The organism is Alphaproteobacteria bacterium, assembly GCA_026400645.1.
Taxonomy (GTDB): Bacteria; Pseudomonadota; Alphaproteobacteria; order Paracaedibacterales; family CAIULA01; genus JAPLOP01.
In genome coordinates this window covers 15,270-38,786 of sequence record JAPLOP010000008.1, presented here as the reverse complement: position 1 = coordinate 38,786, position 23,517 = coordinate 15,270, and the positions used below count along the sequence as shown (strand labels likewise).

At 45.2% G+C, this 23,517-nt stretch carries 21 protein-coding genes and 1 tRNA gene; 7 read left to right on the top strand and 15 right to left on the bottom strand.

Going from position 1 to position 23,517, the window contains the following annotated elements; translation table 11 throughout:
• Nucleotides 1–126: 126 nt before the first annotated feature.
• The 4 genes from proC (at nt 127) to NTX76_00870 (ending at nt 4,351) form a co-directional block, all read left to right on the top strand.
• Nucleotides 127–921, top strand: coding sequence for a pyrroline-5-carboxylate reductase (gene proC / locus NTX76_00885; GenBank protein ID MCX7337824.1), 795 nt, complete (start codon nt 127–129; stop codon nt 919–921).
• Nucleotides 922–934: 13 nt separating this feature from the next.
• Complete coding sequence (locus NTX76_00880) at nt 935–1,864, top strand: glycosyltransferase (GenBank protein ID MCX7337823.1); 930 nt, start codon at nt 935–937, stop codon at nt 1,862–1,864.
• 208 nt (nt 1,865–2,072) lie between these two features.
• Nucleotides 2,073–3,461 (top strand): MFS transporter, encoded by a 1,389-nt coding sequence (locus tag NTX76_00875; protein ID MCX7337822.1) that lies wholly within the window; start codon nt 2,073–2,075, stop codon nt 3,459–3,461.
• 11 nt (nt 3,462–3,472) lie between these two features.
• Nucleotides 3,473–4,351, top strand: a complete 879-nt coding sequence (locus NTX76_00870) for a formyltransferase (GenBank protein MCX7337821.1) — start codon at nt 3,473–3,475, stop codon at nt 4,349–4,351.
• Nucleotides 4,352–4,793: 442 nt separating this feature from the next.
• Here the strand turns inward: NTX76_00870 and NTX76_00865 are convergent, their stop codons facing one another.
• From NTX76_00865 to NTX76_00855, 3 genes are all read right to left on the bottom strand, one after another.
• On the bottom strand, nt 4,794–5,612 hold the full coding sequence (locus tag NTX76_00865) for a TIGR00282 family metallophosphoesterase (GenBank protein ID MCX7337820.1): 819 nt from the start codon (nt 5,610–5,612) through the stop codon (nt 4,794–4,796).
• Between the two features lie 78 nt (nt 5,613–5,690).
• A tRNA-Ser gene (locus NTX76_00860) sits at nt 5,691–5,780 on the bottom strand.
• A 118-nt stretch (nt 5,781–5,898) separates the two neighbouring features.
• A complete protein-coding gene (locus NTX76_00855; GenBank protein MCX7337819.1) occupies nt 5,899–7,191 on the bottom strand; it encodes a terminase family protein in 1,293 nt (430 codons plus the stop codon).
• A 155-nt stretch (nt 7,192–7,346) separates the two neighbouring features.
• Here NTX76_00855 and NTX76_00850 point away from each other — a divergent pair, with 155 nt between their 5' ends.
• Together NTX76_00850 and NTX76_00845 are read left to right on the top strand one after the other, a co-directional pair.
• The gene (locus NTX76_00850) at nt 7,347–8,063 is read left to right on the top strand and encodes a hypothetical protein (GenBank protein ID MCX7337818.1); all 717 of its coding nucleotides are present in this window, start codon (nt 7,347–7,349) and stop codon (nt 8,061–8,063) included.
• 5 nt (nt 8,064–8,068) lie between these two features.
• On the top strand, nt 8,069–8,263 hold the full coding sequence (locus NTX76_00845) for a hypothetical protein (protein ID MCX7337817.1): 195 nt from the start codon (nt 8,069–8,071) through the stop codon (nt 8,261–8,263).
• A gap of 171 nt (nt 8,264–8,434) precedes the next feature.
• Here the strand turns inward: NTX76_00845 and NTX76_00840 are convergent, their stop codons facing one another.
• Entirely contained in the window at nt 8,435–9,475 is a 1,041-nt protein-coding gene (locus tag NTX76_00840) for a hypothetical protein (GenBank protein MCX7337816.1), read from the bottom strand.
• Between the two features lie 322 nt (nt 9,476–9,797).
• Here NTX76_00840 and NTX76_00835 point away from each other — a divergent pair, with 322 nt between their 5' ends.
• Nucleotides 9,798–10,184 (top strand): DUF4280 domain-containing protein, encoded by a 387-nt coding sequence (locus NTX76_00835; GenBank protein MCX7337815.1) that lies wholly within the window; start codon nt 9,798–9,800, stop codon nt 10,182–10,184.
• Nucleotides 10,185–10,187: 3 nt separating this feature from the next.
• Here NTX76_00835 and NTX76_00830 read toward each other — a convergent pair whose 3' ends face one another.
• The 11 genes from NTX76_00830 to NTX76_00780 all read right to left on the bottom strand — a co-directional run bounded on the left by NTX76_00830 (nt 10,188) and on the right by NTX76_00780 (nt 23,496).
• On the bottom strand, nt 10,188–11,939 hold the full coding sequence (locus NTX76_00830; GenBank protein MCX7337814.1) for an ABC transporter ATP-binding protein: 1,752 nt from the start codon (nt 11,937–11,939) through the stop codon (nt 10,188–10,190).
• 24 nt (nt 11,940–11,963) lie between these two features.
• Nucleotides 11,964–12,827 (bottom strand): Rpn family recombination-promoting nuclease/putative transposase, encoded by an 864-nt coding sequence (locus tag NTX76_00825; protein ID MCX7337813.1) that lies wholly within the window; start codon nt 12,825–12,827, stop codon nt 11,964–11,966.
• A gap of 249 nt (nt 12,828–13,076) precedes the next feature.
• Nucleotides 13,077–14,819, bottom strand: coding sequence for an ABC transporter ATP-binding protein (locus NTX76_00820; protein ID MCX7337812.1), 1,743 nt, complete (start codon nt 14,817–14,819; stop codon nt 13,077–13,079).
• Between the two features lie 88 nt (nt 14,820–14,907).
• Entirely contained in the window at nt 14,908–16,248 is a 1,341-nt protein-coding gene (gene accC / locus NTX76_00815) for an acetyl-CoA carboxylase biotin carboxylase subunit (GenBank protein ID MCX7337811.1), read from the bottom strand.
• 35 nt (nt 16,249–16,283) lie between these two features.
• Entirely contained in the window at nt 16,284–16,772 is a 489-nt protein-coding gene (gene accB / locus NTX76_00810; protein ID MCX7337810.1) for an acetyl-CoA carboxylase biotin carboxyl carrier protein, read from the bottom strand.
• A gap of 14 nt (nt 16,773–16,786) precedes the next feature.
• The gene (locus NTX76_00805; protein MCX7337809.1) at nt 16,787–17,236 is read right to left on the bottom strand and encodes a 3-dehydroquinate dehydratase; all 450 of its coding nucleotides are present in this window, start codon (nt 17,234–17,236) and stop codon (nt 16,787–16,789) included.
• A gap of 73 nt (nt 17,237–17,309) precedes the next feature.
• Entirely contained in the window at nt 17,310–19,529 is a 2,220-nt protein-coding gene (locus NTX76_00800) for a UvrD-helicase domain-containing protein (GenBank protein ID MCX7337808.1), read from the bottom strand.
• A 177-nt stretch (nt 19,530–19,706) separates the two neighbouring features.
• Nucleotides 19,707–19,940, bottom strand: coding sequence for a 50S ribosomal protein L31 (gene rpmE / locus NTX76_00795; protein ID MCX7337807.1), 234 nt, complete (start codon nt 19,938–19,940; stop codon nt 19,707–19,709).
• A gap of 160 nt (nt 19,941–20,100) precedes the next feature.
• Nucleotides 20,101–21,441 carry an MFS transporter gene (locus NTX76_00790; protein MCX7337806.1) on the bottom strand — a complete coding sequence of 447 codons (1,341 nt, stop codon included), beginning with the start codon at nt 21,439–21,441 and terminating at the stop codon, nt 20,101–20,103.
• Nucleotides 21,442–21,549: 108 nt separating this feature from the next.
• On the bottom strand, nt 21,550–22,959 hold the full coding sequence (gene dnaA, locus NTX76_00785; protein ID MCX7337805.1) for a chromosomal replication initiator protein DnaA: 1,410 nt from the start codon (nt 22,957–22,959) through the stop codon (nt 21,550–21,552).
• 27 nt (nt 22,960–22,986) lie between these two features.
• Nucleotides 22,987–23,496, bottom strand: a complete 510-nt coding sequence (locus NTX76_00780; GenBank protein ID MCX7337804.1) for a hypothetical protein — start codon at nt 23,494–23,496, stop codon at nt 22,987–22,989.
• Nucleotides 23,497–23,517: the final 21 nt, after the last annotated feature.

Here is a 23,517-nt window from a genome sequence, read left to right as displayed (position 1 = left end):
AACGTATTATAGACTGCTGGAAAGGCACATGTCAAGAATTTGACTTGCTTAAATATGCGTCTATTTGGTACAAAAGATTCTTGACGACTGTAATTTGTATATTTTTGGTGCGGATATAATCAGATAATGAAAAACGTATTGATAATCGGGTGCGGGTCTATGGGTTCTGCGCTGGCATCTGCATGGCAAGCCAAATTTAATTTAGCAATAATTGATCCCGAGCCGAATGCTAAGATAGAGGGCATAACTTACTGCCAAAGCCTATCTGATCTGGATGGTGATTATTGGCCTGACGCCATTATATTTGCCGTTAAACCCCAAATTTTGCCCACGATCGTTCCCATTTACGCCCTGCGTTTTGATGATTCTCGCATTTTATGGATGAGCATAGCCGCGGGTATGTCCCTTGGTTTTTTTAGGAAGCACACGCGGTTCGTTAAGCACATCGTCCGCGCAATGCCCAACATGCCGGCGCGTTATTTGCACGGCATGACCGTTCTGGTGGGGGAAGGGGCGCCCCACACCCTTGCGGATGAATTATTTCAATCCGTTGGCAAGGTTGTTTGGCTTGATGACGAAGGTTTGTTTGATGCCGCAACGGCTATTTCTGGATGTGGGCCTGCCTATTTTTATTTGATGGTGGAGAAGTTTGCAAAAGCAGGGATCGCCCTTGGGCTGAGCGAACCAATAGCGAATTCTTTGGCGCGTCAAACATTGATTGGTGCGGCTGCTACGTTGTATTATGAGCCAGAGGGATCCCCTGCGGATTTTCGTCACCAGGTAACAAGCCCAAATGGCGCAACGGAGGCGGCCCTATCTGTCTTAATGTCTCCCTTGGTGCATGGGGGGTTAGGGTCGTTAATTAAACAAGCGGTTAAGGCAGCCAAAGACCGCTGCAAAGATCTTGGGTCTATCAGTTAACGTGGAGTTTACTATGTCTAATCCGTATTTATCGGTCGTCGTTCCTGTTTATAATGAACAAGAAAACCTGCCGTCATTGTGCGATCGTTTGCTGGCCAGCCTGAATGCGTTGGGAAAAAGCTATGAGATTATTTTTACCAATGACGGAAGTTCTGATCAATCCCTGCCTATTTTGACGGCATTTCACAACAAGCATCCGGACAAAATAAAAATCATCGACTTTCATGGTAATTTTGGCCAGCACATGGCGATTATCGCTGCGTTTGAAAAAAGCACGGGCGATGTGATTGTGACCCTGGATGCGGACCTTCAGAATCCACCCGAAGAAATCGGAAAGTTAATCACAAAGATTGACGACGGGTATGATTACGTTGGCAGTTTTCGCGATAAACGCCAGGATACGGCCTTTAGAACCTATGTATCAAAGTTTGTTAACGTGGTGCGGGAAAGCATCACGGATATCCAGATGAAGGATCAGGGGTGCATGTTGCGCGCATACAAGCGGCATATCATCGATAAAATTGTTGCATCACAAGAACGATCAACGTTTATTCCGGCCCTGGCGTATAAGTTTGCGTTAAATCCGACGGAGGTCGAAGTCCGCCATGACGCGCGTGCCGCTGGTACGTCGAAATATAATCTGTATAAACTGATTCGGTTGAATTTTGATTTGATTACGGGTTTTTCCCTTGTTCCGCTTCAGCTATTTACCATTCTTGGGATGGGTGTTTCATTTTTAAGTGGCCTTTTGGTTGCTTATCTGGTTGTGCGGCGGCTTATTGTTGGGCCCGAGGCAGAGGGAGTTTTTACCCTTTTTGCGATTCTTTTTTTTCTGGTCAGCGTTGTCATCATGGGGGTGGGGCTTGTTGGCGAATACGTTGGGCGCATCTCGCAAACCCTCAGCCAGCGACCGCGATATGTTATTAAGGATTTCATTGAATAAGGTCGTTTAAAGGCGATCGGGAAAATTCCATAAAAAAACTATAGGATTTTATTTTCAATAAGTGGTATACGTTAACCGAAATTACCTTTTATCGGGAAGTAAACCATGTGTTTTGTGCAAAACCGTTTTTATTTTACGCGTAAACCTTTGGGATATTTGCTAATCCTGATTGATTCGGGGGCTTCTGTTATGGGAACGGGTGGGTGTCATGAATAAACTAACCCGCGAACAAAAGGAGGCGATCGGCCTTTTACAAATCGGGACATTCCTTGAGTATTTCGACTTAATGCTTTATGTGCATATGGCCGTGTTGTTGAATGAGCTTTTCTTTCCCAAGACCGATCCGCATACGGCGGCCCTTGTTTCTGCCTTTGCCTTTTGTTCCACTTATATTTCACGCCCTTTTGGAGCCCTGCTCTTTGGATACATCGGAGATAACATTGGGCGCAAAACGACCGTTATTCTGACAACCGCGATGATGGCAATATCCTGTACAATTATGGCGAATTTACCAACATATGCGCAAGTTGGCATAATGGCCACTTGGGTTGTGACAATTTGTCGCATTGTGCAGGGGCTGTCTTCTATGGGAGAGATTATAGGGGCTCAAATCTATATTTCTGAGATTACGAAACCCCCAGTCGGTTATTCTGCTGTTGCATTTATAGCTGTCTCTGCTGCGTTGGGGAGTATGGCTGCTGTTGGTGTTGCGACTTTAGCAACGCGTCATGGATTCAATTGGAGGATAGCATTTTGGATAGGAGCCTGCATTGCTGTTGTTGGGTCAATGGCCAGAACACGTTTACGGGAAACCCCGGAATTTGTGGATATGAAACGAAGGCTAAAGAATTCTTTGGGGCAGGGTAATAAAAAAAATTCAAAGAAAATTAAATCCCTGAATGAAATGTCCGATCAATTTTCAACCGTCAAAGTCCCGTTTTATACATCTCTGAGTTATTTTGTTATTAACTGTGGTTGGCCCCTTTCATTTTATATTATTTATTTTTATTTCGTACCAACATTAAAGGGAACGTATGGATATACGTCAGAAGACATTATTTTTCATAATTTTCTTTTGACACTGGTTCAGGTTTTTAGGTGTACACTGTGGTCTGTGGCAAGTTATTACATTCACCCCCTCAGGATCTCAAAATTCAAAGGCTATTCGTGTCTACTCTTGATGACATTGATTCCCTTTTGGCTGTCTTCGAGTACCAACACCATCCATATATTTTTACTGCAGGTCCTCATTTTGTTGGTTAGCCTCAATGACTTCCCTTCCCAGTATATCTTTATGAAGAATTTTCCAATTTATAAGCGTTTTACAGCTACGAGTTTCAGTTATGCGTTGGGTAGGGCCCTTACATATGTTATTACCTCTTTTGGAATTGTATACTTGACGGACTGGTTTGATCACTGGGGATTGTTGGTCATCACTGTCCCGGCTTCTTTGGGCTTTTTGGCAAGTATCTCTTATTTTGAAAAACTAGAAAAATTGAGACCAGGCCAATCAGGTTCGGATCCGGATCATCACGATGACCAGATATCGCCGGCTGATTCGGAACAGGGATTCTCCGCTAATCCTACGGCGGCATAAAGGGATAAAAAATGACAAGCCTCGTCTTTGCCTATAGCCAGCTTGGCCACGATTGCCTGAAAATCCTGATCGACCAAGGGGAAAAAATCGTTGGCGTTATCACACACGAAAATTCCGCGACAGAATCAATTTGGTTCGATTCGGTGGCGGATCTGGCACGGCAACGGTCGATTCCTGTTTTTACGCCAGCCAATCCCAATACGCCCGAGATGATTCAATTGATTCGTCAGATGCAGCCGGATCTGATTTTTTCGTTTTATTATCGCCAGATGATTTCGGACGGGATTATAGGGATCCCACGGCTTGGGGCATTTAACATGCATGGGTCGTTGTTGCCAAAATACAGGGGGCGGTGTCCCGTCAACTGGGCCATGATTCACGGAGAGGCGCGCACTGGGGCGACCTTGCATTACATGGTTAAAAAGGCCGACGCAGGTGATATTGTTGACCAAGAATCTGTCCCGATAGACATCACTGACACGGCCGGTATTGTTATGGAAAAAATCAACCAGGCAGCCCAAAAAATTGTCATGCGTCAATTACCCCAACTAAGGGCTGGGACGGCCCCGCGTGTTGTTCAGGACGAAAAGGATGCAACCTATTTCGGTGGCCGGTGCGCGGAGGATGGAAAGATTGATTGGACGATGGGAGCATGGCAAATTTATAATCTGATTCGCGCCCTTCAGCCGTCTCCGCAGTACCCCCCTGCATTTGCTGAGATCGAGGGGGAGGCTGTGACTGTGCTGAAAAGTCAAATCCCAACGAACGGGATTTTTGAGCCTCGGCCCGTTGGGGAAGTCACGCATCGTTCTGGCGCAGGAACAGAAATCGCTTGTGGCCCAAGGGGGATGGAGAGGATTGTTCTGGTGGACTATAAACTATTTTCATAGAGACTGTTTTTCAATTAAAAATCTGACTAATACTTTGTTTTTTCAAAATTGTCTATTGTTTTCTGTTTTATTGTTCAATAAAAAACACCCCCGTCACCCCGTGGCTTGACCACGGGGTCCACAATATGGATCCCGCGATCAAGTTGCGGGATGACGGGAGTATTCTTTGGGATTAAATTAAAATAGTAAATAGCATAAATTAATATTTACGTTATAAGTGCAAATTTGTTGAACTGCTTCTTATGGAATGAAAGTATAGTATTTTCCTGCAAAGTCAATAGACAACAGGATGGCTTTCTGGATGGCCACGTCGGGCTTCGCCCTCCTCGCCATGACGTCATGGCGAACGAACGAAGAGAGTGTGGCCATCCAAAAAGCTATCTCTCTATTGATCACGCAGAAAAACACTATATTAAAAAATCGTTTATTTGCGAAAAAATTTCTAAGAAATGACCGGCATCGTTTGTGACAGCCGTCCGCCCAATCTGACGGGGGCAACTTTAAGGGCCAGCCCTGTCGCATCATCCGTTTCCAAATACACACCACACAGGGTTCCATCCCCTTGGGCTGGGGACAGGCGTTCTGATGGCATTTTCCGTGTAAAACGGTGAATGGGGGCGTCCTTTAACATGCCCACAACGGAATTATAATCCCCGCACATTCCGGCATCCGTCAGGCAAGCTGTTCCATGATCCAGGATTTGTTCATCCGCCGTTGGTGTGTGCGTGTGCGTTCCAACGACCAAGCTAACCCGCCCATCACAAAAATGGGCCATCGACATTTTTTCGGACGTTGCTTCCGCATGGAAATCCAACACAATTGCTGACACTGCGGCACCCAGGGGCATTTTTTTTAATACAGCATCTACCGCCGCGAACGGATCATCGATCGCATCCATGAAAAGCCGTCCCATGGCATTCATGACTAATACAGACTGCCCCTTTGGCGTTTGATAAACTGTGTATCCCTTGCCGGGTGCCGTTGGGGGGAAATTGAGGGGGCGCAACAAAAACGGATCTTTGTCGATATAGCCGATAACATCGCGCTGGTCCCAAATATGATTACCGGTTGTGATGACGTGAACGCCCGCTTGGTACAATTCTTTGCAAATTGTTGCATTGATGCCAAAGCCGTGTGCGGCGTTTTCCCCGTTCACAATGACGCAATCGAGTTGCAATTTTTGTTTCAAATGCGGAATGTATTTAATAACGACTTCACGGCCGCTTCTTCCGACGATATCACCACAAAACAAAATGCGCATTATTTTCCAATTACACTAAAGTAGTTAAGTGCACGACAGCAATGTCGGCTTGCTGGGCGTAGTTCGCAGAACAAAGCCTGGCGGAGGGGGTGGGATTCGAACCCACGGTACGTTCACACGCACAACGGTTTTCGAGACCGCCCCGATCGGCCACTCTGGCACCCCTCCACATAGTTTGATTTAGTCATATTTTCCCCAAAAAGGAAAACATTTTTTGTTGTTATGGCTTTTTTGCATGCTGGTTTTCTGTTAAATTCTTTTTCTGCCGCTCATCCAGAAAAATACTTTATCCCACTCCGGCGCTCTGACATCCCCATATCTTTAACACGGGGTTGTTTTCTCGTTCCAACGCCAGGTCCGTGACGGCCCAAACCAGCGCATCCAAACGGTCCGGGGATTTGGATGTGACCCCCGGTATGTATTCGCACAACTGTTTTTCAAGCGCATGCAGGGGGCGGGCGTGAAAAACTTTCCCTTGTTCATACAGGGCGGCGATGGGTTCCGCCCTGACCGCCTTGCCCCGCGTTGCCCGAACGGCTTTGTACGCAATGTGCGGATCGATGGACCGAACGATTCTTTCCACCATGTCGCCACCCTTGTTTATTTCGGCCACGACACGGTCTGCCTTGTATTGGAAGTACGCTTTGGCCACCCTTTGGCCCCAATCGGCTGGGCTGTATCGGCCGCTTAAATCATCAAGGATATAAACCTTTTGATCCTGCCCCATGGCTGCCACGACAATGCCGGTTTCATCACTTTGGTTATGATGTGTTGTTGCGGGATCGATCGCAATCACGATGCGTTGAAATTGGTTCTCGTCAGGGTGTGCATAGCGAATCATTTGCCGCTGCCAAAGGGCACCTGGGCGATCGGTTAATAATTCCGCATACAATTCTTGGGATCCCAATCGTGTTCCATCGAATTGTTTAACGATTTGCTGCAAAAATGACGGGGCCAGGTTTGATTTGTTATCAAAGGTTGATCCCCTGGTGATCGCAACGTCGGGGGATTCCAATAATTTTTCCAATAAGGTAATTGGTTTCGGCGTTGTTGTGATCAAGCAGCGTGGATTTTGCCCCAACCGCAAACACAGCATTAATTGTTCCCAAAGCTGATCCGGGTATCGGAATTTGGCCAATTCATCCACCCAGGCTAAATCGAACTGTGGCCCCCTAAGGCGTTCGTAGTGATCGCCTCCAACAACCATCGCGACGGCGCCGTTTGGCCAAACAAGGCGGTTTTTAGACGCCTCGAAAATGGGGCGATCGGATTTTGGGTGGACAGCCATCAAGCCGCTTTCCCCATCGATCATGATGTCGCGTGCTTCGGCTATGCTGCGCCCAACCAGGGCGATTCGTTTGTATTGGCCGTCTTTCACCCACGCCCGAATCGTTTCGGCACCTGTGCGTGTTTTTCCAAATCCGCGACCTGCCAAAATCAGCCAAACTTTCCATGGATCCAATGGGGGCAATTGATTGGGGCGGGCGTGGGTTGGCCAATTGTATTTTTCTTTTTCGTGATGGCGGGTCTGTTGTTCCTGCTTTAATAAACTTAGAAGGTGTTTGTGTTTTTCGTTCACTATGATTAACCTTGTGTGCATTGTCTGTGTTCGAATTTTAAGCAGATAGGGCTGGTCATCCGCAACATCTGTGTTGTCCCGGGATTTTATGGCAAAAAATTAACCGTATTTTAACGATTGTGCGTTATGATGGTAAGCATAATGAACAGTTAAACGTGAACTCTATAAAAATGTGTTTTTCTGCAACTGCAAGTTTTTCAGCTGCCGCCCTTTTGATTCCAACGGGGGCATACTGTCTTTATCAGAGTATTCAAAAAAATAAAAAATATGCCATTTTAGGCTCTGTTCCCTTGTTGTTTGGGATTCAACAATTTTCCGAAGGGTTTGTTTGGACGGGGATGAAAATGGGATCTCAGACTCTCACCACGATTGCGGCCTACAGTTTTTTGTTTTTTGCATTTTTCTTGTGGCCCTTTTGGATTGGGTTAAGTATTTACCCTATTACGCCACCCGCCTATAAGAATAAAAGGATGATCATCAAGTTGTTTATTATTATAGGGATTATACTAAGTATATACTATTGTATTCCGCTGTTTGCATACTATCCAAATGTTGATATTATTCTAAATAAAGGATCTGTATGTTATAAACATGCCCACTGTCTTGGTTATAAACATGTTCCTTTCGTTGATAGCATGCTATTCAATGAATTTTTACTTGCTGTCTATGTTCTTGTTACCATGGGGCCGGCCCTTTTGTCGCCAGACAGACGGATTAGGCTTTTTGGTTGGCTTTTGGGGGGATCACTTGTCCTAACGGGGATATTTTATCACTATGCCATGTATTCTGTATGGTGTTTGTTTTCTGCCCTTATTTCGTCCTATATTGTTTCTATTATTCATTTAGATGCTGTTAAACACAAGGCCGCATAACGAAAATGCAGGATGCCGATCACAAAGTTATCCCATTGGCGATCCACAAAAGGCCGCCTTTTGGAACAAACCAATACGGAGAAATTATTCCACCCAGGGAAATGCCGCACCCAAATCAGAAATCGTCATGGCAGTATCGGTTTTTTAAAGCCATGGTGATTTTTTTATTGATTGTGCTTTTGTTGGGTGGATTGTTGTGAGGGTAGCGCGCGGGTCATTATGGGCTTATACCCAATCTAAATGAAAATGTTGATTTTTATGTTGGATCTTTTCTCCATAAACGGCGGTTCAAAAGCTTTGCATAGAATAGCTATGCGCAGCTTTTTCATCTTGTTTCTGAAAAAAATCTCTGTCATAAAATTTCAACATTTTCATTCATCTTGGGTATACGTTGGGACGTTTAGCGCCTCGATGGCTTGTTCTATGCTTTGTTCCTCATTGCCAAATGCACCATATAGGATGAGGGCACTTGCTAAGTCATGCTCCAAAGCTAACTCTAAACTTTCTGAATTCTTGAGATCTGTTTCTTTTGTTTTTATGGATTCTTTATCCCTGGACGGGGTCGCCTTTGGTGTTTCTATAATTCCAGCAGGTATAAAACTTTGTAACCTATTGCACGCTTTGTATAAAAGCGTTTTTCGTTCTGCCCCATTTGTAACAAGGTCGGTATTATTAACCAGAAGCCTGGTGATCGTGCCATTGTTCAGGGCTAGGGCGGCCATGGCGTTTCGTCCTTTTTCTTCCAGCTCGTTTTCTTCGAAACAAAGGCTTGTTATTTTACGTTGACCCATCAAGGATTCGGCAATAACAACTGCCCCAGCATCCCCCAGCTTGTTATTGACAAGGGCTAGGTCAGTCAGCGCGGTCCGGCCACCCCGCAAAAGGTATTCAATTGTATATCCGTCGTCGTTTCTCATGTCATTGTTGGAAAGATGCAGCGACGTTATTGTGGAATTATTCCTTAGGGCCATAATAAGGGTTCCTATATTTGCTCTTGTCTGATGCGCAAGGGACAATGACGTTACTGTGCAATTGTCGCGAATAGCCCAGGCCAGGGAATTTATATCGTAATTCTGTATGTCAGCGCCAAAAATTTTTATTTTAGTGAGGACATAACCATTGTTGAGGATTTTAATAAGGGCATCCATATTCATCGGTCCATCGCTTGGACGGGGATTGTATTCGCCAAGATCATTGACGCGTAGCTTAAAGGCAACAACATCGGCGTCTTCGGGTTGATCCTCGTAGGTATCAAGGAATTTGCAAATAGGGGAGAAAATGGATTCATTGGTGCCGAATATGCTGTCATACGCAAGGTCAAACAGGAAACCGGCAGCGTTCCCTGGTGCGGTTGCCATCAGAAATGCGCAGGTTATCAAGGTGGATCTTGTTAAGGGGGTGATAAAATTCATAGTGGTTAGGGTTTTTTTTGTAATGTCGTGATATTGATTTGATTGTGCGCGGTAAATTATTAACAAATAGTTAACGGCACTTGAGTCATGGGCTGTCCAAGGTTACTATAGACCCTGAGTTCGACGTAACAAGTCAATAAAACCCAGACAAAAGCAAGTTTCCCTATGGCTTGACCATAGGGTCCAGGGAAAGAAATTGATCTTTATCAACTGGATCCTCCGGTCAAGCCGGAGGAAAACTACGGTGGGGTCTTGTTTTGATACCACTCTTACGTCGCACTCAGGGTATAGACCGTACGTCTTTTTAAAAAGGGGAAAAACGATGGGAATGCAAACAACATGTGTTGCTTTATGTAAATGCAGCTTTGGGTCGATGCCCGTTCCCATGATCGTGCTGCCCAGTACGGTGAATGTCTTTTCATTGCCTGCGGGTACAACCAGCGATAACCTTCCGTTTGCCAATATATTACCCTTTGGCATGTGCCAGAGCATGGGTAACCCCATGGTGATTGCGGCAACAGTGGCGGCATTGGGGGTCATGACGCCCATGCCCTGTATTCCCATGACCTTTTCACCGTGGTCGCCGCCATCGCCAACGGTTCAGATTTGCGGAAAGCAGGCGTTAAATAATGGGGCGAAATTAAACTGTATTTGGGGTGGAATGATAGAAATCAAATTTCCGGGGCAGGTCACGGTTATGATTCCGTAGTTGTTAAACCACCATTCCATTGACCTGATGTTCCCAAAGATTTTTGAATCTCCCATTCGGAATGGCAAGGAGCGTTGAAAAATCGCCATCTTCAATAATGTTTCCATCTTCCATAACGACGATTCTGTCCAAATGCTTGATGGTTGAAAGGCGATGCGCGATAGCAATAACTGTTGATTTATTTGTGTTAAGCATCGTGTTGATTGATTTTTGAATTTCCTGCTCAGTCTGACTGTCAAGAGAAGACGTTGCCTCGTCCAAAATCAAAATCGGGGCATTTTTAAGAATGGCCCTTGCGATTGCAATACGTTGACGTTGTCCACCACTGAGCTTAACGCCCCTTTCGCCGACAAGGGTGTCGTATTTGTCGGGCAAAGTTTCAATAAATTCATGGATGTTTGCTGCTTTTGCGGCGTTTTCTATTTCGGCTTGCGTTGCATTTTCCTTGGCATATCCAATATTTTCACCGATGGAGCGATGGAAAAGCATAATATCTTGTGGAATTAGTGAAATCTGAGACCGCAAACTATCGGAAGAAACGTCATAGATGCTTTGATCATCGATGACAATATCGCCACTTGTTGCTTTAAAGTTTTTGAGCAGCAAGGATATGAGTGTTGATTTTCCGGCGCCAGAGTGTCCGACAATTCCGACCCTTTCGCCGGCCTTGATATGAAGATTTAGATTTTTGAATACACTGCTGTTGTTTTCATAATTGAACGACAGATCTTGAAAGGCAATCCCCCCTTTTGCGATTTTGAGGGAAGGCGAATGCGGTTTATCGATTGTATCCTGGGGGACTTTCATGATGGCGAACGCGGCGCGAAAGGCCGCGATATCTTCCAAAAAATCCTTAATTTTCATTGTTGTGTTCCAGCAATTTTCGCTAAATAAAAATGTCAGGGACATAACAAACGCAATATCGCCAATTGAAATCTCGCCATTGTTGCGCAGGTCAATAACATAACAAAACAATGATATTAAAAATACCCAATAAACTAGAGAGAGTATGATGGATATGATCAAATCATACTTATAGTATTTGATCGTTAGGGGGTTATGGACGGTGTCGTAATAGTCTTGAATTTTTTGTAGCTCACGCTGTCTTGTCGCAAATGAAAAGATTGTAAAAATATTGGCAATGCGATCGGCAACCGTTCCAAACAGGTGATACCAAGAATCTTGTTTGGCTTGCTCCATGTTGGCAAGCTTTGTAAAAAATCGAAAGGCGATTGGCGAATAAATAAGTGTAAATACCAATACAAAAAAGAATATTTTTATATTGGTAAAAGCCATGGCAATGCCAGAAAATACTGTAATATACAAAGGTGTACTAAGGTGATACTCCAGTGCTTGCTGTATCTTAAAATAATTATCCCCAATTCCCTTTATCTTTCCAACCACAGAACCCGAAAGATTATTTTGAAAAAAAGTATAGGGCAGGTTAAAACAATGCGTACAAACTTTATCCATTATATTTTGTAAAATATAGGGTACGCATTTTAATTGGGCAAAATTATGCGCACGCCACGAACCATCCATGATGACTTGCGCACTGACGAATAAGGCGATTGGCTTCCAACTTTGTGCAAAAGTAATATGATGGTTCTGCGTAAATAAATCGATTAAAAGTTTCACGGCATAATTGCAGAGTATCAGATGAACACCGCTGGCAATGGGGGCCATCATCATGACAAGGTACAGGAACTTGTATGGTTTTATAACCGACCAGAGGAAAGAAAGGGGAGTGTTCATCGTGCTCATAATGGGCAAAAACTACTATTTTATATTTTGAATGTCAGCAACAGATAAACCTGTAGCGACAGATATCGTACCAATATCTATATTTTGAGACAATAACCTTTTTGCAATTTCAGTTCTTGTTTTGGCTTCACCTCTGGCCTCGGCTGCTTGCAGCTCATCCCTATCATTGTAAAGCTGCTTTCGGTAATAGGAGTAATTCGCCCTTTCATCGGGGGTCATTTTGAGAATACTCAGCTTTTCCGCAACTTGGGCCATATAGGGCGAATGATACGTTTCGGGGACTTCGTCATATTTCATGACGTGCAGCCAGTCATCTATTTCCCTTTCTAGGCGGTCATTAAACAGGGGAACTGAAATATAAAAATATTCCGGCAAAATATTGGTTGCATCAAAGAATTCGCCCGTTTCTTTATTTTTGATATGAACCGATAATCTTTCATTCGTCTCGATTTCATGAATAATGGTTTTTCCGTGATAAATAGAACCATTTCCGCTTCCTATCGGGAAATAGAGCAACGAGATATGAAATATTTTGATGATTTGGGTGTAATCTTCCCTTGGGGCCAGATTATCCACAATCAGCCTGGATGTGTTGAAACATGCTTTATGGATAAATGAATCCTTGACGGTGCGTTCTATCTCAATAATATATTTGTGGTGGTCGGCGTCCTCTACGATTAAATCAGCAAGGCTTCTTTTAATTTTGCTGTCTTCTTTATTGCTCTCACTCTCAAGCAAGGCCACGATTTTAACATCCTTGTAACCCTTAGTTTTAAGTAGGGCCGATATAAAACCTTCCACGATACTATAATCCCCTTTGTCTCCGAGGAGATATTTGATGGCATAGTCAAAGGAGATCAAGGGATTATTGTTTTTCATAACAATTCCTTTTTTATTTTAATGGTATGGTGTTTTTCTACGTGATCAATAGAGAGATAGATTTCTGGATGGCCACACTCTCTTCGTTCGTTCGCCATGACGTCATAGCGAGGAGGGCGAAGCCCGACGTGGCTATCCAGAAATCTATCCTGCTGTCTATTAACTTTTCAGGGAAATACTATATTGTATTACCTAGGTTGAAATTATCGCATAAATCATTATGAAAATCTAAAAAATACTATTTTTAGCTCAGGCAGCCCCTTGGGATTGTGCGCGCCAAAGGTTGGCATAAATCCCCTTTTGTTTCAGCAGGGCCTTGTGATTGCCTGTTTCAACGATTTCGCCATGATCCAGAACATAGATAATATCCGCATCCACAACGGTCGAAAGACGGTGGGCGACCATGATTGTCGTTCGTCCTTGCATTAAGATTTTAAGCGCTGATTGGACCTGGCGTTCGGAATCTGTGTCCAGTGCGGATGTGGCTTCATCCAACAGCAATATGGGTGCATTTTTGAGCATAGCCCGGGCAATAGCAAGGCGCTGCCGTTGTCCACCCGATAGTTTGACCCCATTTTCGCCAATAACTGTTTCGTAACCTTCTGGCAGTCGTACAATAAACTCATCAGCGGCGGCGGATTTTGCTGCGGAAATGATTTGTTCGTTGGTTGCGTTCGGCGTTCCATAGGCAATATTATCCCGGATTGACAAATCAAACAGGGCGATTTCTTGACTGACCAGGGCAATTTGGTGCCGCAAATCATCCAATTTAACATGGCGGATATCCTGGTCATCTAATAATATTCGCCCTTGGCTGACGTCATAAAAACGTGGGATTAGGTTAATGATTGTTGATTTTCCAGCGCCACTGGATCCAACCAGGGCAATGCTGTGTCCAGGCTCGATCACAAAGTTAAGATCCTTTAAGGCCTCTTTTCCGTTGGGGTAGCAAAAAGAAACATGATCAAATGTAATTTTCCCCGCTGTTTTACCGATTGGATGCGCTGCTGTGGGATCGGTGATATGTGGTGGTGTGTCCAAAATGGCGAAAACGCGCGTGGCTGCCGCCAGGCCTTCTTGCAGGTTTGCGTTTAAATTGCTCAGCCGTTTTAAGGGTTCATAAACTAAAACCAGGGCCAGAATGAAAGAAATAAATTCCCCGGCTGTGCGGCTATGGTGCATGACCTGCCATCCACCATAGGCAATAACGCCAATAATGGCAACGCCGCCCAAGCTTTCCATGATGGGGTGCGATGCCGACCTGACTCGGGCCGATTTATAAATCAGTTTAAAAATTTTCTGAATCATGGTTTCGGCGCGAATGGCTTCGGCTTGTTCCATGCCGTATGCTTTAACAACGCGAATCCCTTGGAAGGTTATGGGAAGGATCGCTATGGGGAACACGACAAAGGCGATCAGGGCCAGTGTAAAATCCCGATAGAACATAACCCCCCCCAAAAACAGAAAGGTCAGCGAATCTTTCCCAAGGCCGATTAACGTATTGGCCATAGCATTTCGCATCATGTTCACATCGTTCGTAAAGCGGGACAGCAGATCCCCACTGGTTGTGTTGTGGAAAAAAGACAAATCCGCCTTCATTAAATGGGCGAAAAGCCGATTTTGAATGTCAGAGATGATTTTTTGACCGACGTATGTCATGACAACCGATTCACCGTAGGACGCGATTCCCTTGACAATGAAAGCGGTCAGGACTGCCCCACAAAAGTATGCCAACAGCTTGGGATCGTTGGCGGTAAAAACATCATCGAATACGGGTTGCAAAAGATAGGGCAGGGCAGCCGTCGCCAGTGCCGCCAGGACCATAAAAAAGCACGCCAGCGCAAAATTCGGTTTATAGGGTGCTATGTGTTCGGCCAAGATCCGCTTGGCCAAAATTCTTCCATGATTAGGGCGATCGCGATCGTGCGACGAGTTATACCCTTCGCCTTTCAAACTCTGATCTTCGAAAATTTCGGAACCTCGCGTCCTCATGTACGTCTCTGTACACTCCGGGCGCTCGGTCCTTATTTTCAAATCCAGATTTCGAAATTCATTGGGTATAGTGTTTTTCATGGTGTGATTATTTTTTCTCTAGCCATTCTTCAAGCCAGTGATTGTCATAATCACCGTTTCTGACATCCGTATTTCTGACAAGCTTGCGGTGGAGGGGGAGTGTTGTGGAGACACCCTCTATCACATATTCATGCAAGGCGCGCTCCATCCGATTGAGGCATTCTTCACGGGTGTTTCCGTGCGCAATCAATTTGGAGATCATGCTGTCGTAGTATGGGGGGACTGTGTATCCCTGGTACAAGTGACTATCTACGCGAATGCCAAATCCACCGGGAACATGGTACATCCCAATTTTACCGGGTGAGGGTATGAAAGTTTCCGAATCTTCTGCATTGATGCGGCATTCGATCGAGTGCCCATTGATAACAATGTCTTTTTGTGTGAAGGGTAATGGAATATCAGCTGCGACTTTAATTTGTTCTTTGACCAAATCAACGCCCGTCACCATTTCGGTAATTGTGTGTTCCACTTGGATGCGGGTATTCATTTCCATAAAGAAAAATTCCCCATTTTCAAACAGAAATTCAAGGGTTCCAGCACCCCTGTATCCCATTTTTCCAATCGCTTGACGCACAATTTCACCCAGATCGTCCCTGAGTTTTGGTGTCAGCGCAGGCGAGGGGGATTCCTCGAATACTTTTTGGTGGCGACGTTGCAATGAACAATCTCGCTCCCCCAGATACACGACATTACCATGATGATCGGCCAGAATCTGAATTTCGATGTGGCGTGGTTTACGCAGATAGCGTTCCATAAACACTTGGTCATTGCCGAAGTTTGCTTTGGCCTCTACTTTTGCCAAACGAAAGGCGCTGGCGACCTCGGCTGGGTTACTTGCGACTTTCATTCCTTTGCCGCCGCCGCCTGATATGGCCTTAAAAATTACCGGAAACCCGATTAATGCAGCTGTTTCGATGGCTTGTTCTTCGGTATCGATGCTTCCCTCTGATCCAGGAACAACAGGAACACCAAGTTCTATCATCAGTTTTTTGGCCTTGACCTTGTCACCCATTAGGCCAATGTGTTCGGCGGTTGGGCCAATAAAAACCATGCCATGTTCTGTTACCATGGATGCGAATGCGGCATTTTCTGACAAAAAGCCCACACCAGGGTGAATGGCTTCTGCGCCGGTTATATCGGCTGCGCTCAAAAGGGCTGGCATATTGAGATAGCTGTCTTTGGCAGCAGGGGGTCCAATGCAAACACTTTCATCGGCCAGGCGAACATGCATTGAATCAACGTCCGCCGTTGAATGGACTGCAACCGTTTTAACGCCAAGTTCGCGACATGCCCGTATGATTCTGAGGGCGATTTCACCACGATTAGCAATTAATATTTTCGAAAACATTGCCATAAATTACTCCTGAAAATTATTCTCGAAAACTATTCAATAACGCAAAGGGGTTCGCCAAATTCTACAGGGGCGCCATTTTTGACAAAAACATGGATAACTTTTCCTGCTCTTGCGGCCTTAATGGGATTCATTACCTTCATCGCCTCTAGGACGAGCAGAGTATGACCGACTTCGATCATGTCCCCCACCTTTACGAAAACGGGTGACCCTGGTTCGGGTGCTAAATAGGCCGTTCCAACCATGGGGGACTTAATAAGTCCGTGGTGATTTTCCCAGTTCGGTTGATTGCCCTGTTCGCGGGAAACCGGGGCAGATAACGCTTCGGCGGATTCTCCCCTGCCAGAATCATCCGAATTGGATGTTACTATGGTATAGGGGGCACCACCACCGGGAATTTGCTTGGACACACGTATGCGGCATCCGTCGTTTTCGTATTCGATTTCACTAAGGCTGACTTCTTCTAGGAGCCTTGCTAGCTTTCGAATGGCTTTGTCGTCAATGGTAATTTTTGTGGACATGTTATTCTCTTTTTTTAAGCTCTTTGTTTTTCAATTTTTTCAACCAAGGCCCTTAACGCTAATGTATAGCTATTGGGCCCAAACCCCGCAACAATTCCATGTGCCGCTGGTGTCACAAAAGACTGATGGCGGAAAGATTCACGTTGGCAAGGGATGGTTAAGTGTACCTCGATAACGGGGATCGTCACTGTTAGTAAAGCATCTAATAAGCTTACCGAAGTATGCGTTAAACCACCAGCATTAATCAAAATCCCCGATGCTTTTTGTGCGGCTTCTTGGACCCAGTCTATCAGCATCCCTTCGTGATTCGTTTGCCGAAAATCTTGTTTATATCCAAATTCCGTGGCTAGCAGATGGCAATTTTGACGAATATCGTCCAAAGATATTTTTCCATATAGATCTGGTTGGCGCGTCCCCAATAGGTTGAGGTTCGGGCCATTGAGAATATAAATAATCTTCATCATAAGAAACGTTTGTGCAATTCCTTGGATATAAGGGTTAGTCTAGTGTGATTTCGTTAAGAAACAGTTAATAGTGTCATACCTTTGTCACAAAATTCCCGATAATTTTTTTATACTCTGACTGTTCAAATTCAACACCAAGGGTGGCCCCATCTATGTCGACGATTGTTCCATGCCCAAATTTTTGGTGAAAAACTGTGTCCCCTATTAAAAAGGAATGCAATACGACAGCCTTTACAAGCTTTGCTGGTTTTTTTTCACTATAACGATCAACCTTTTTTGGGGGATTTTCGGTCGCGATTCTTCCCATGGAATCTGAAATTTCGGTCCCATTTTGGTTGATATGAACGACATGGTCACCTGGGATTTCCTTGATAAAGCGGGATGGAACGGCGGGTTGCCACCCTTGATAGGATCGTCTTTGTAGGCAATAGGTTATAATGGCGCGTTCTTTTGCACGGCTGATGCCAACGTACCCCAGGCGACGTTCTTCTTCTAGTCCGGATTGGCCAGATTCTTGTAACGCGCGGGGGTGGGGGAAAAGATTTTCTTCCCATCCGGACAAGAAAACAACCTTGAATTCTAACCCCTTTGCTGCATGCAGCGTCATGATGCTGATCATATCTTGTTGGTCGCTTTGGCTTTTTTCTGTGACCAAACTAACGTGTTCCAAAAATCCTGGCAAATATTGGAATTCCTTTATGGCACTGATTAATTCTTTTAAGTTTTCAAGGCGCCCTGGGGAATCCGCTGATTTATCCTCGCGCCATATTTTCGTATAGCCTGATTCATCCAAAACCATTCTGGCAACTTCGGCGTGATCCATTGGGATTTCATTGTGCGGTTCCAATAATTGTCGCCACCGGTCTAGGTTTTCGAAAAAGAGCAAAAGTGCAGCTTTGGTGGCGCCCTTGGCCTCGTTTTCGGCATAATAATGGGCAGCTTTGGGCAGGGAAATCCCTTGTTCCCGTGCCAAAATGTGGATGGCCTGCAGGGTTACAGTTCCAATGCCACGGCGGGGTGTATTAATGATTCGTTCTAACGCTAAGCCATCGTCGGGTTGGACCAGCAACCTAAAATAGGCTAAAGCATCCCTGATTTCCAATCGTTCATAAAATCGAAGGCCGCCAATCACCCGGTAGGGGAGGCCGATTTTCAGGAATCGTTCCTCTAGTTCACGGGTTTGAAAGCCGGCTCTGACCAAAATGGCGATATCCCCCAGGGCATATCCATTGCGTTGGAATGCTTCGGTTTCATCCCCGATGTAACGGGCTTCGGCTTCGGAATCCCATGTACCCTGGATGGATACGGGTTCACCGTGGTCTCCGTCTGTCCACAATGTTTTCCCAAGACGGCCTTGATTATGGGCAATTAAACCACTGGCAGCACCCAGAATGTGGGATGTTGATCGGTAGTTTTGTTCCAACCGAATAATGGTGGCGCCGGGGAAATCCTTTTCGAATCGCAAGATATTGCCAATTTCAGCGCCCCGCCAGCCATAGATTGACTGATCGTCATCGCCAACACAACACAGGTTTTGCCCTTTGTCGCCCCCTGATCGGCCTGCCAACAGGCGCAACCACATATATTGCGCTACGTTTGTGTCTTGGTATTCGTCCACCAATAGGTAATGGAATTGATCTTGGTAGGATTGCAGGACGTCTGGTTGTTGCTTGAACAGGGTTAAACAATGCAACAGCAAATCGCCGAAATCAGCAGCATTCAGAATCAACAGGCGTTCCTGGTAAGTCTGATAAACTTTGGATGCTATGTGGTGATAATCCTTGGCGTTGCCAGGGGATTGTGTGTTGTCCGGGGTTAGCCCCCTGTCTTTCCAGCGATTGATGATGGATATAATAAGTTTGGGCGGATATTGACCGTCGATATTCTCTGCTTTTAGAATCTGCTTAATCAGACGCATCTGATCATCCGAATCAAGAATCGTAAAATTCGACTGCAGCCCGACCAGTTCGGCATGGCGGCGTAAAATTCTAACGGACAAAGAATGAAATGTGCCCAGCCACATGCCATCAACGGATCGTTCTAGCAATTGGGCAATGCGTTCGCGCATTTCCTGGGCCGCCCTGTTGGTGAACGTAACGGCCAAAACTTGGGATGGGTAGGCCAGGCTTGTCCGTAAAATATGTGCAAGCCGAGTGGTTAAGACGCGCGTTTTCCCTGTACCGGCCCCGGCCAGAATCAGAACAGGCCCCTCTGTTGTCAGAATGGCCTGCTGTTGCGCGGAATTAAGATTTAATAAATAATCGGGGACGGAATGACTGTCCATCAATGGCATCGCTTTAACCGTCCTTTAAGGGGCACAAAATTTGGATTATTTTTCGTGAAATACCCCTCCCGTCATCCCGCGACTTGATCGCGGGATCCACATGGGGAAACCTACAGGTTTCCTGGTCAAGCCACGGGGTGACGGGGGAGCTGGTTTTTGGTGGTTTACGCAAAATGCGTATATACTTTAAGCGTTATTCTCTAATCCAAAATTTTGGTAACGCTTGCTGAACTTGCTGATTTGACCGCCGGTATCCATCAATTTGTGACCAGCGCCCGTCCATGCTGGATGTGACAAGGGATCGATATCAAGACGAATCGTATCGCCTTCTTTTCCCCATGTGCTGCGGGTTACAAAACTGGTTCCGTCTGTCATTACAACTGTAATGGGATGATATTCAGGATGGATTCCTTTTTTCATTCTTCAAGTCCTCAAAAATGGTTTTAAAATTTACTGCCACAAGGCGTTACCCACAAGGTGTTATATTATATGTACCTCAAGACTACCAATTAGGCAATATTTTTAATGTGCGGGTTCACATGTATGCGGACCCGGACAATCGGGAATGCGCATAGAACGCCTATTCCAAATTGGCTTTGTCGAGCTCTTCCAGAACTTTGGATCGGTGATTCCATGTTAATGAGAAAAACACGGCACCAAGCAAGGCGGATGCGGTTACCAACATAAAGGCATAATCCCATCCGTAATTATCAACAATTGCGCCAACACCAACGCCAGTCACGGCTGTCCCGAGGTATCCAAATATCCCCGTAAGGCCCGATGCTGCCCCCGCTGCCTTTTTGGATGCAAAGTCTGTTGCTGCCACGCCAACCAGTATCTGGGGACCTGACACTAAAAATCCGATCGTTGCCATGCCTATAAAATGAAGCCAAACTTGCCCTGCGGGGGCGTTCCACAAAAATAGCACGCAAAATGCCAAAAGCACCATAAATATGGATCCAACTTGGCCCCTGTGTCCGCGGAATATTTTATCAGAAAGATATCCAGCGACAACGCCACCGAACATTCCGGCCACATCAAATGTTGCTGATTGCCATCCGGCTGTTTCGATCGGGCTTCCCTTGAATTCCCTTAAAAATGTTGGGGCCCAATTGAAAACGGCCATGCGCACAATGTATAGAAAAAAGTTGGCAAAACACACATACCAAACCAGTTTGTTTTTCAGAACTTTTTCGACGATAATTTCGCGCATCGTTAGATTTTGCTCTTCGTGATCCTGGGCGGTCTTCACAAGTCCCTTGTATTCCTCCACGGATGGCAAGCCCAATGATTGGGGTGTATCCCGTAAACGATTAAACAAAAAGACAGACAAGAATAAGCAAATTATTCCTGGCACATAAAAGGCATAGCGCCATCCATAATTTTCGATCAAAAAGCCGGCCATAACCAAAATAGCGGCGCCGCCAATTTGTTGAGACGTATTCCAAAGGGCCCATTTTGTCCCAATTTCTTTGGGGCAGAACCAATGCGTTAAAAGACGGGCGCAGGGCGGCCATCCCATGGATTGGAAACACGAATTTAATGTCCAAAAAATCATCAATGATGGCAGGGTAGAGCTAAATCCCATGCACAGGTTCATCACGGCAGACATAAACAAGCCAAACGTCATAAAATAACGGGCATTGCTGCGGTCGCTTAAAAGCCCGCTCAGGCCTTTGCCAAGGCCATAGACAATGGCTGCGCTGGTAATGATCCATCCTATTTGGGTTTTGCTATACCCTAATTCTGATTGCATGGATGGAATGGCCATCGTGAAATTTTGCCGAATAAGATAAAATCCAGCATATCCCATCATCATGGAATACATTATACGCAGGCGCCAATAGCGATATGATTTTGAAATGTCCCGTGTTCCTGTTGCGCCAGGATAATCCTCAATCGAAATAGCTTTTGACGTCATTTTTATGCCACATATAAGAAACTCTACTAAAAAGTCTATGACGTTTTTTTGAAAATTGCACCATGTTTTTTGGTGCTACGATTTTCGGGCAAATGACTGAAAGTTATTCTAGGACTCCAAAGATCGTTTTAATGTATTCACATCGTTGGCAAATTCTGTATTTTCGGTACATGTTTGCTGAACTTTACGGACCGAATGCAGGACCGTTGTATGATCACGTCCACCGAATTTACGGCCGATTTCCGGCAAGGATTTTGTTGTTAATATTTTGGAAAGGTACATCGCCACCTGACGCGGGCGTGTGATGACCTGCAGGCGCTTTGTGGACAACAAATCAGACAGCTTGATGCTGTAAAATTCACAAACACGTTTTTGAATGTCTTCGATGGTCAGGCGACGATCTGTCGAGCGTAACAAATCACGAAGCACTTCTTGTGTTGTGTCCAATGTGATGTTGCGTCCAACCAACGTAGAATGCGCAACAATACGATTCAGCGCCCCTTCAAGCTCCCGAATGTTGGAGCTGATTTTGAATGCCAGAAATTCCATCACATCCTTTGGAATGATGACTTTCATGGCATCAACTTTTGCTTGAAGGATACCCAGACGCAGTTCATAAGTTGTTGGGTGAATATCTGCCACAAGGCCCCACCCCAAGCGGGATTTAAGGCGTTCCTCCATTTTTTCAAGATCGGATGGTGATTTATCGGCGGAGACTATGACCTGTCGATTGTTATCAACCAATGCATTGAATGTATGAAAAAATTCTTCCTGTGTTGTGTCTTTGCCGCTAATAAATTGAACATCGTCGACCATCAGAACATCGACACTTCGGAACAGATCCTTAAACGAGACTGTGTCTTTATAGCGAAGTGCCCGAATAAATTGGTACATAAATTTTTCTGCGGAAAGATAAATAACTTTGCGCGTGGGGTGAACTTTTTTGATGTGCCATGCGATGGCATGCATTAAGTGAGTTTTACCAAGGCCAACGCCCCCATAAAGGAAAAGCGGATTGAATGTAGGGGTTTGTGATTCAGCTGCCCTGAGCGCCGCTGCATAGGCAAGTTCGTTCGGTTTGCCGACGACAAAATTTTCAAATGTAAAGCGTGCATCCAATGCGGCACTGACGTCATCGCGATTGTCTTCGGCTTCGTCGTTGTGTGTGCTCCATGACGCGGCGGCGGGTTCGCTTTTTTCGGATGTACCGGTTGTTGGGCCCCCGGGCGCAACCCCGGGCACGAAACTGACATCAATTTCAATACCCCTTAGGTTTGGGACATAATGGCGCCAATAAGATGATAATCTTTCCCCATAATTGGCCAGAATCCAATCTTTCATGAAGCGGCTCGGGGCAATAAAACAGACTTTCCCATCCTTTATTTCCCCAAGGCGCAGTGGTTTTATCCAGCTTTTAAAGGCTGCCTCGCCATAGTCTTGATGCAACTGTTCGCAGATTCTTTCCCATTGCCCTGCCAGGGTTAAAGTGGACGGGTCTGGATTGGTGGAATTGGTCATAGTATAATCATCATTCCTATAGGTGCTTTATTTGGTGGGGATAGCGGGGATTATTTTAAAATCAAGTTTATCAAGCTGAATAATAATTTCCTTTTCGCTTCCTACAGCAACACGATGAGCCCCAGGGCTGCTATAGCGCGCAAATATTAATACACCTTCCCCGCTTACTTTGGAAGGTGTAATCGGCACATTGTCCAATTTTTGTCCACGGATGATATCATATTTGAAAAGATCCAGGTCTTCTGGGTTGTCTGTTTTGATTTGTGTTGCTTTTTGAAAATAGGCATCTGAATCCATCTTTGACAATTCTGCCAATAAATCTGGTTTGTAGATAATCAATATGTGCACCGTTACGGGCGATCCATCATTAACGTCATTTGATGCCTTAAAGCACACTTTTTCAAGCCAAACTTTGGCTGTTTGAAGGCTAAATACCGATTTGACAGCCGAGACGATAGCATCGGCACATCCACCCAACAACAACGGCGTAACAAGGAGCAATACCCCCCATAGTTTGACTCTCATAAAGGCTTTCATTTTCATCTCTTTAAATTATTT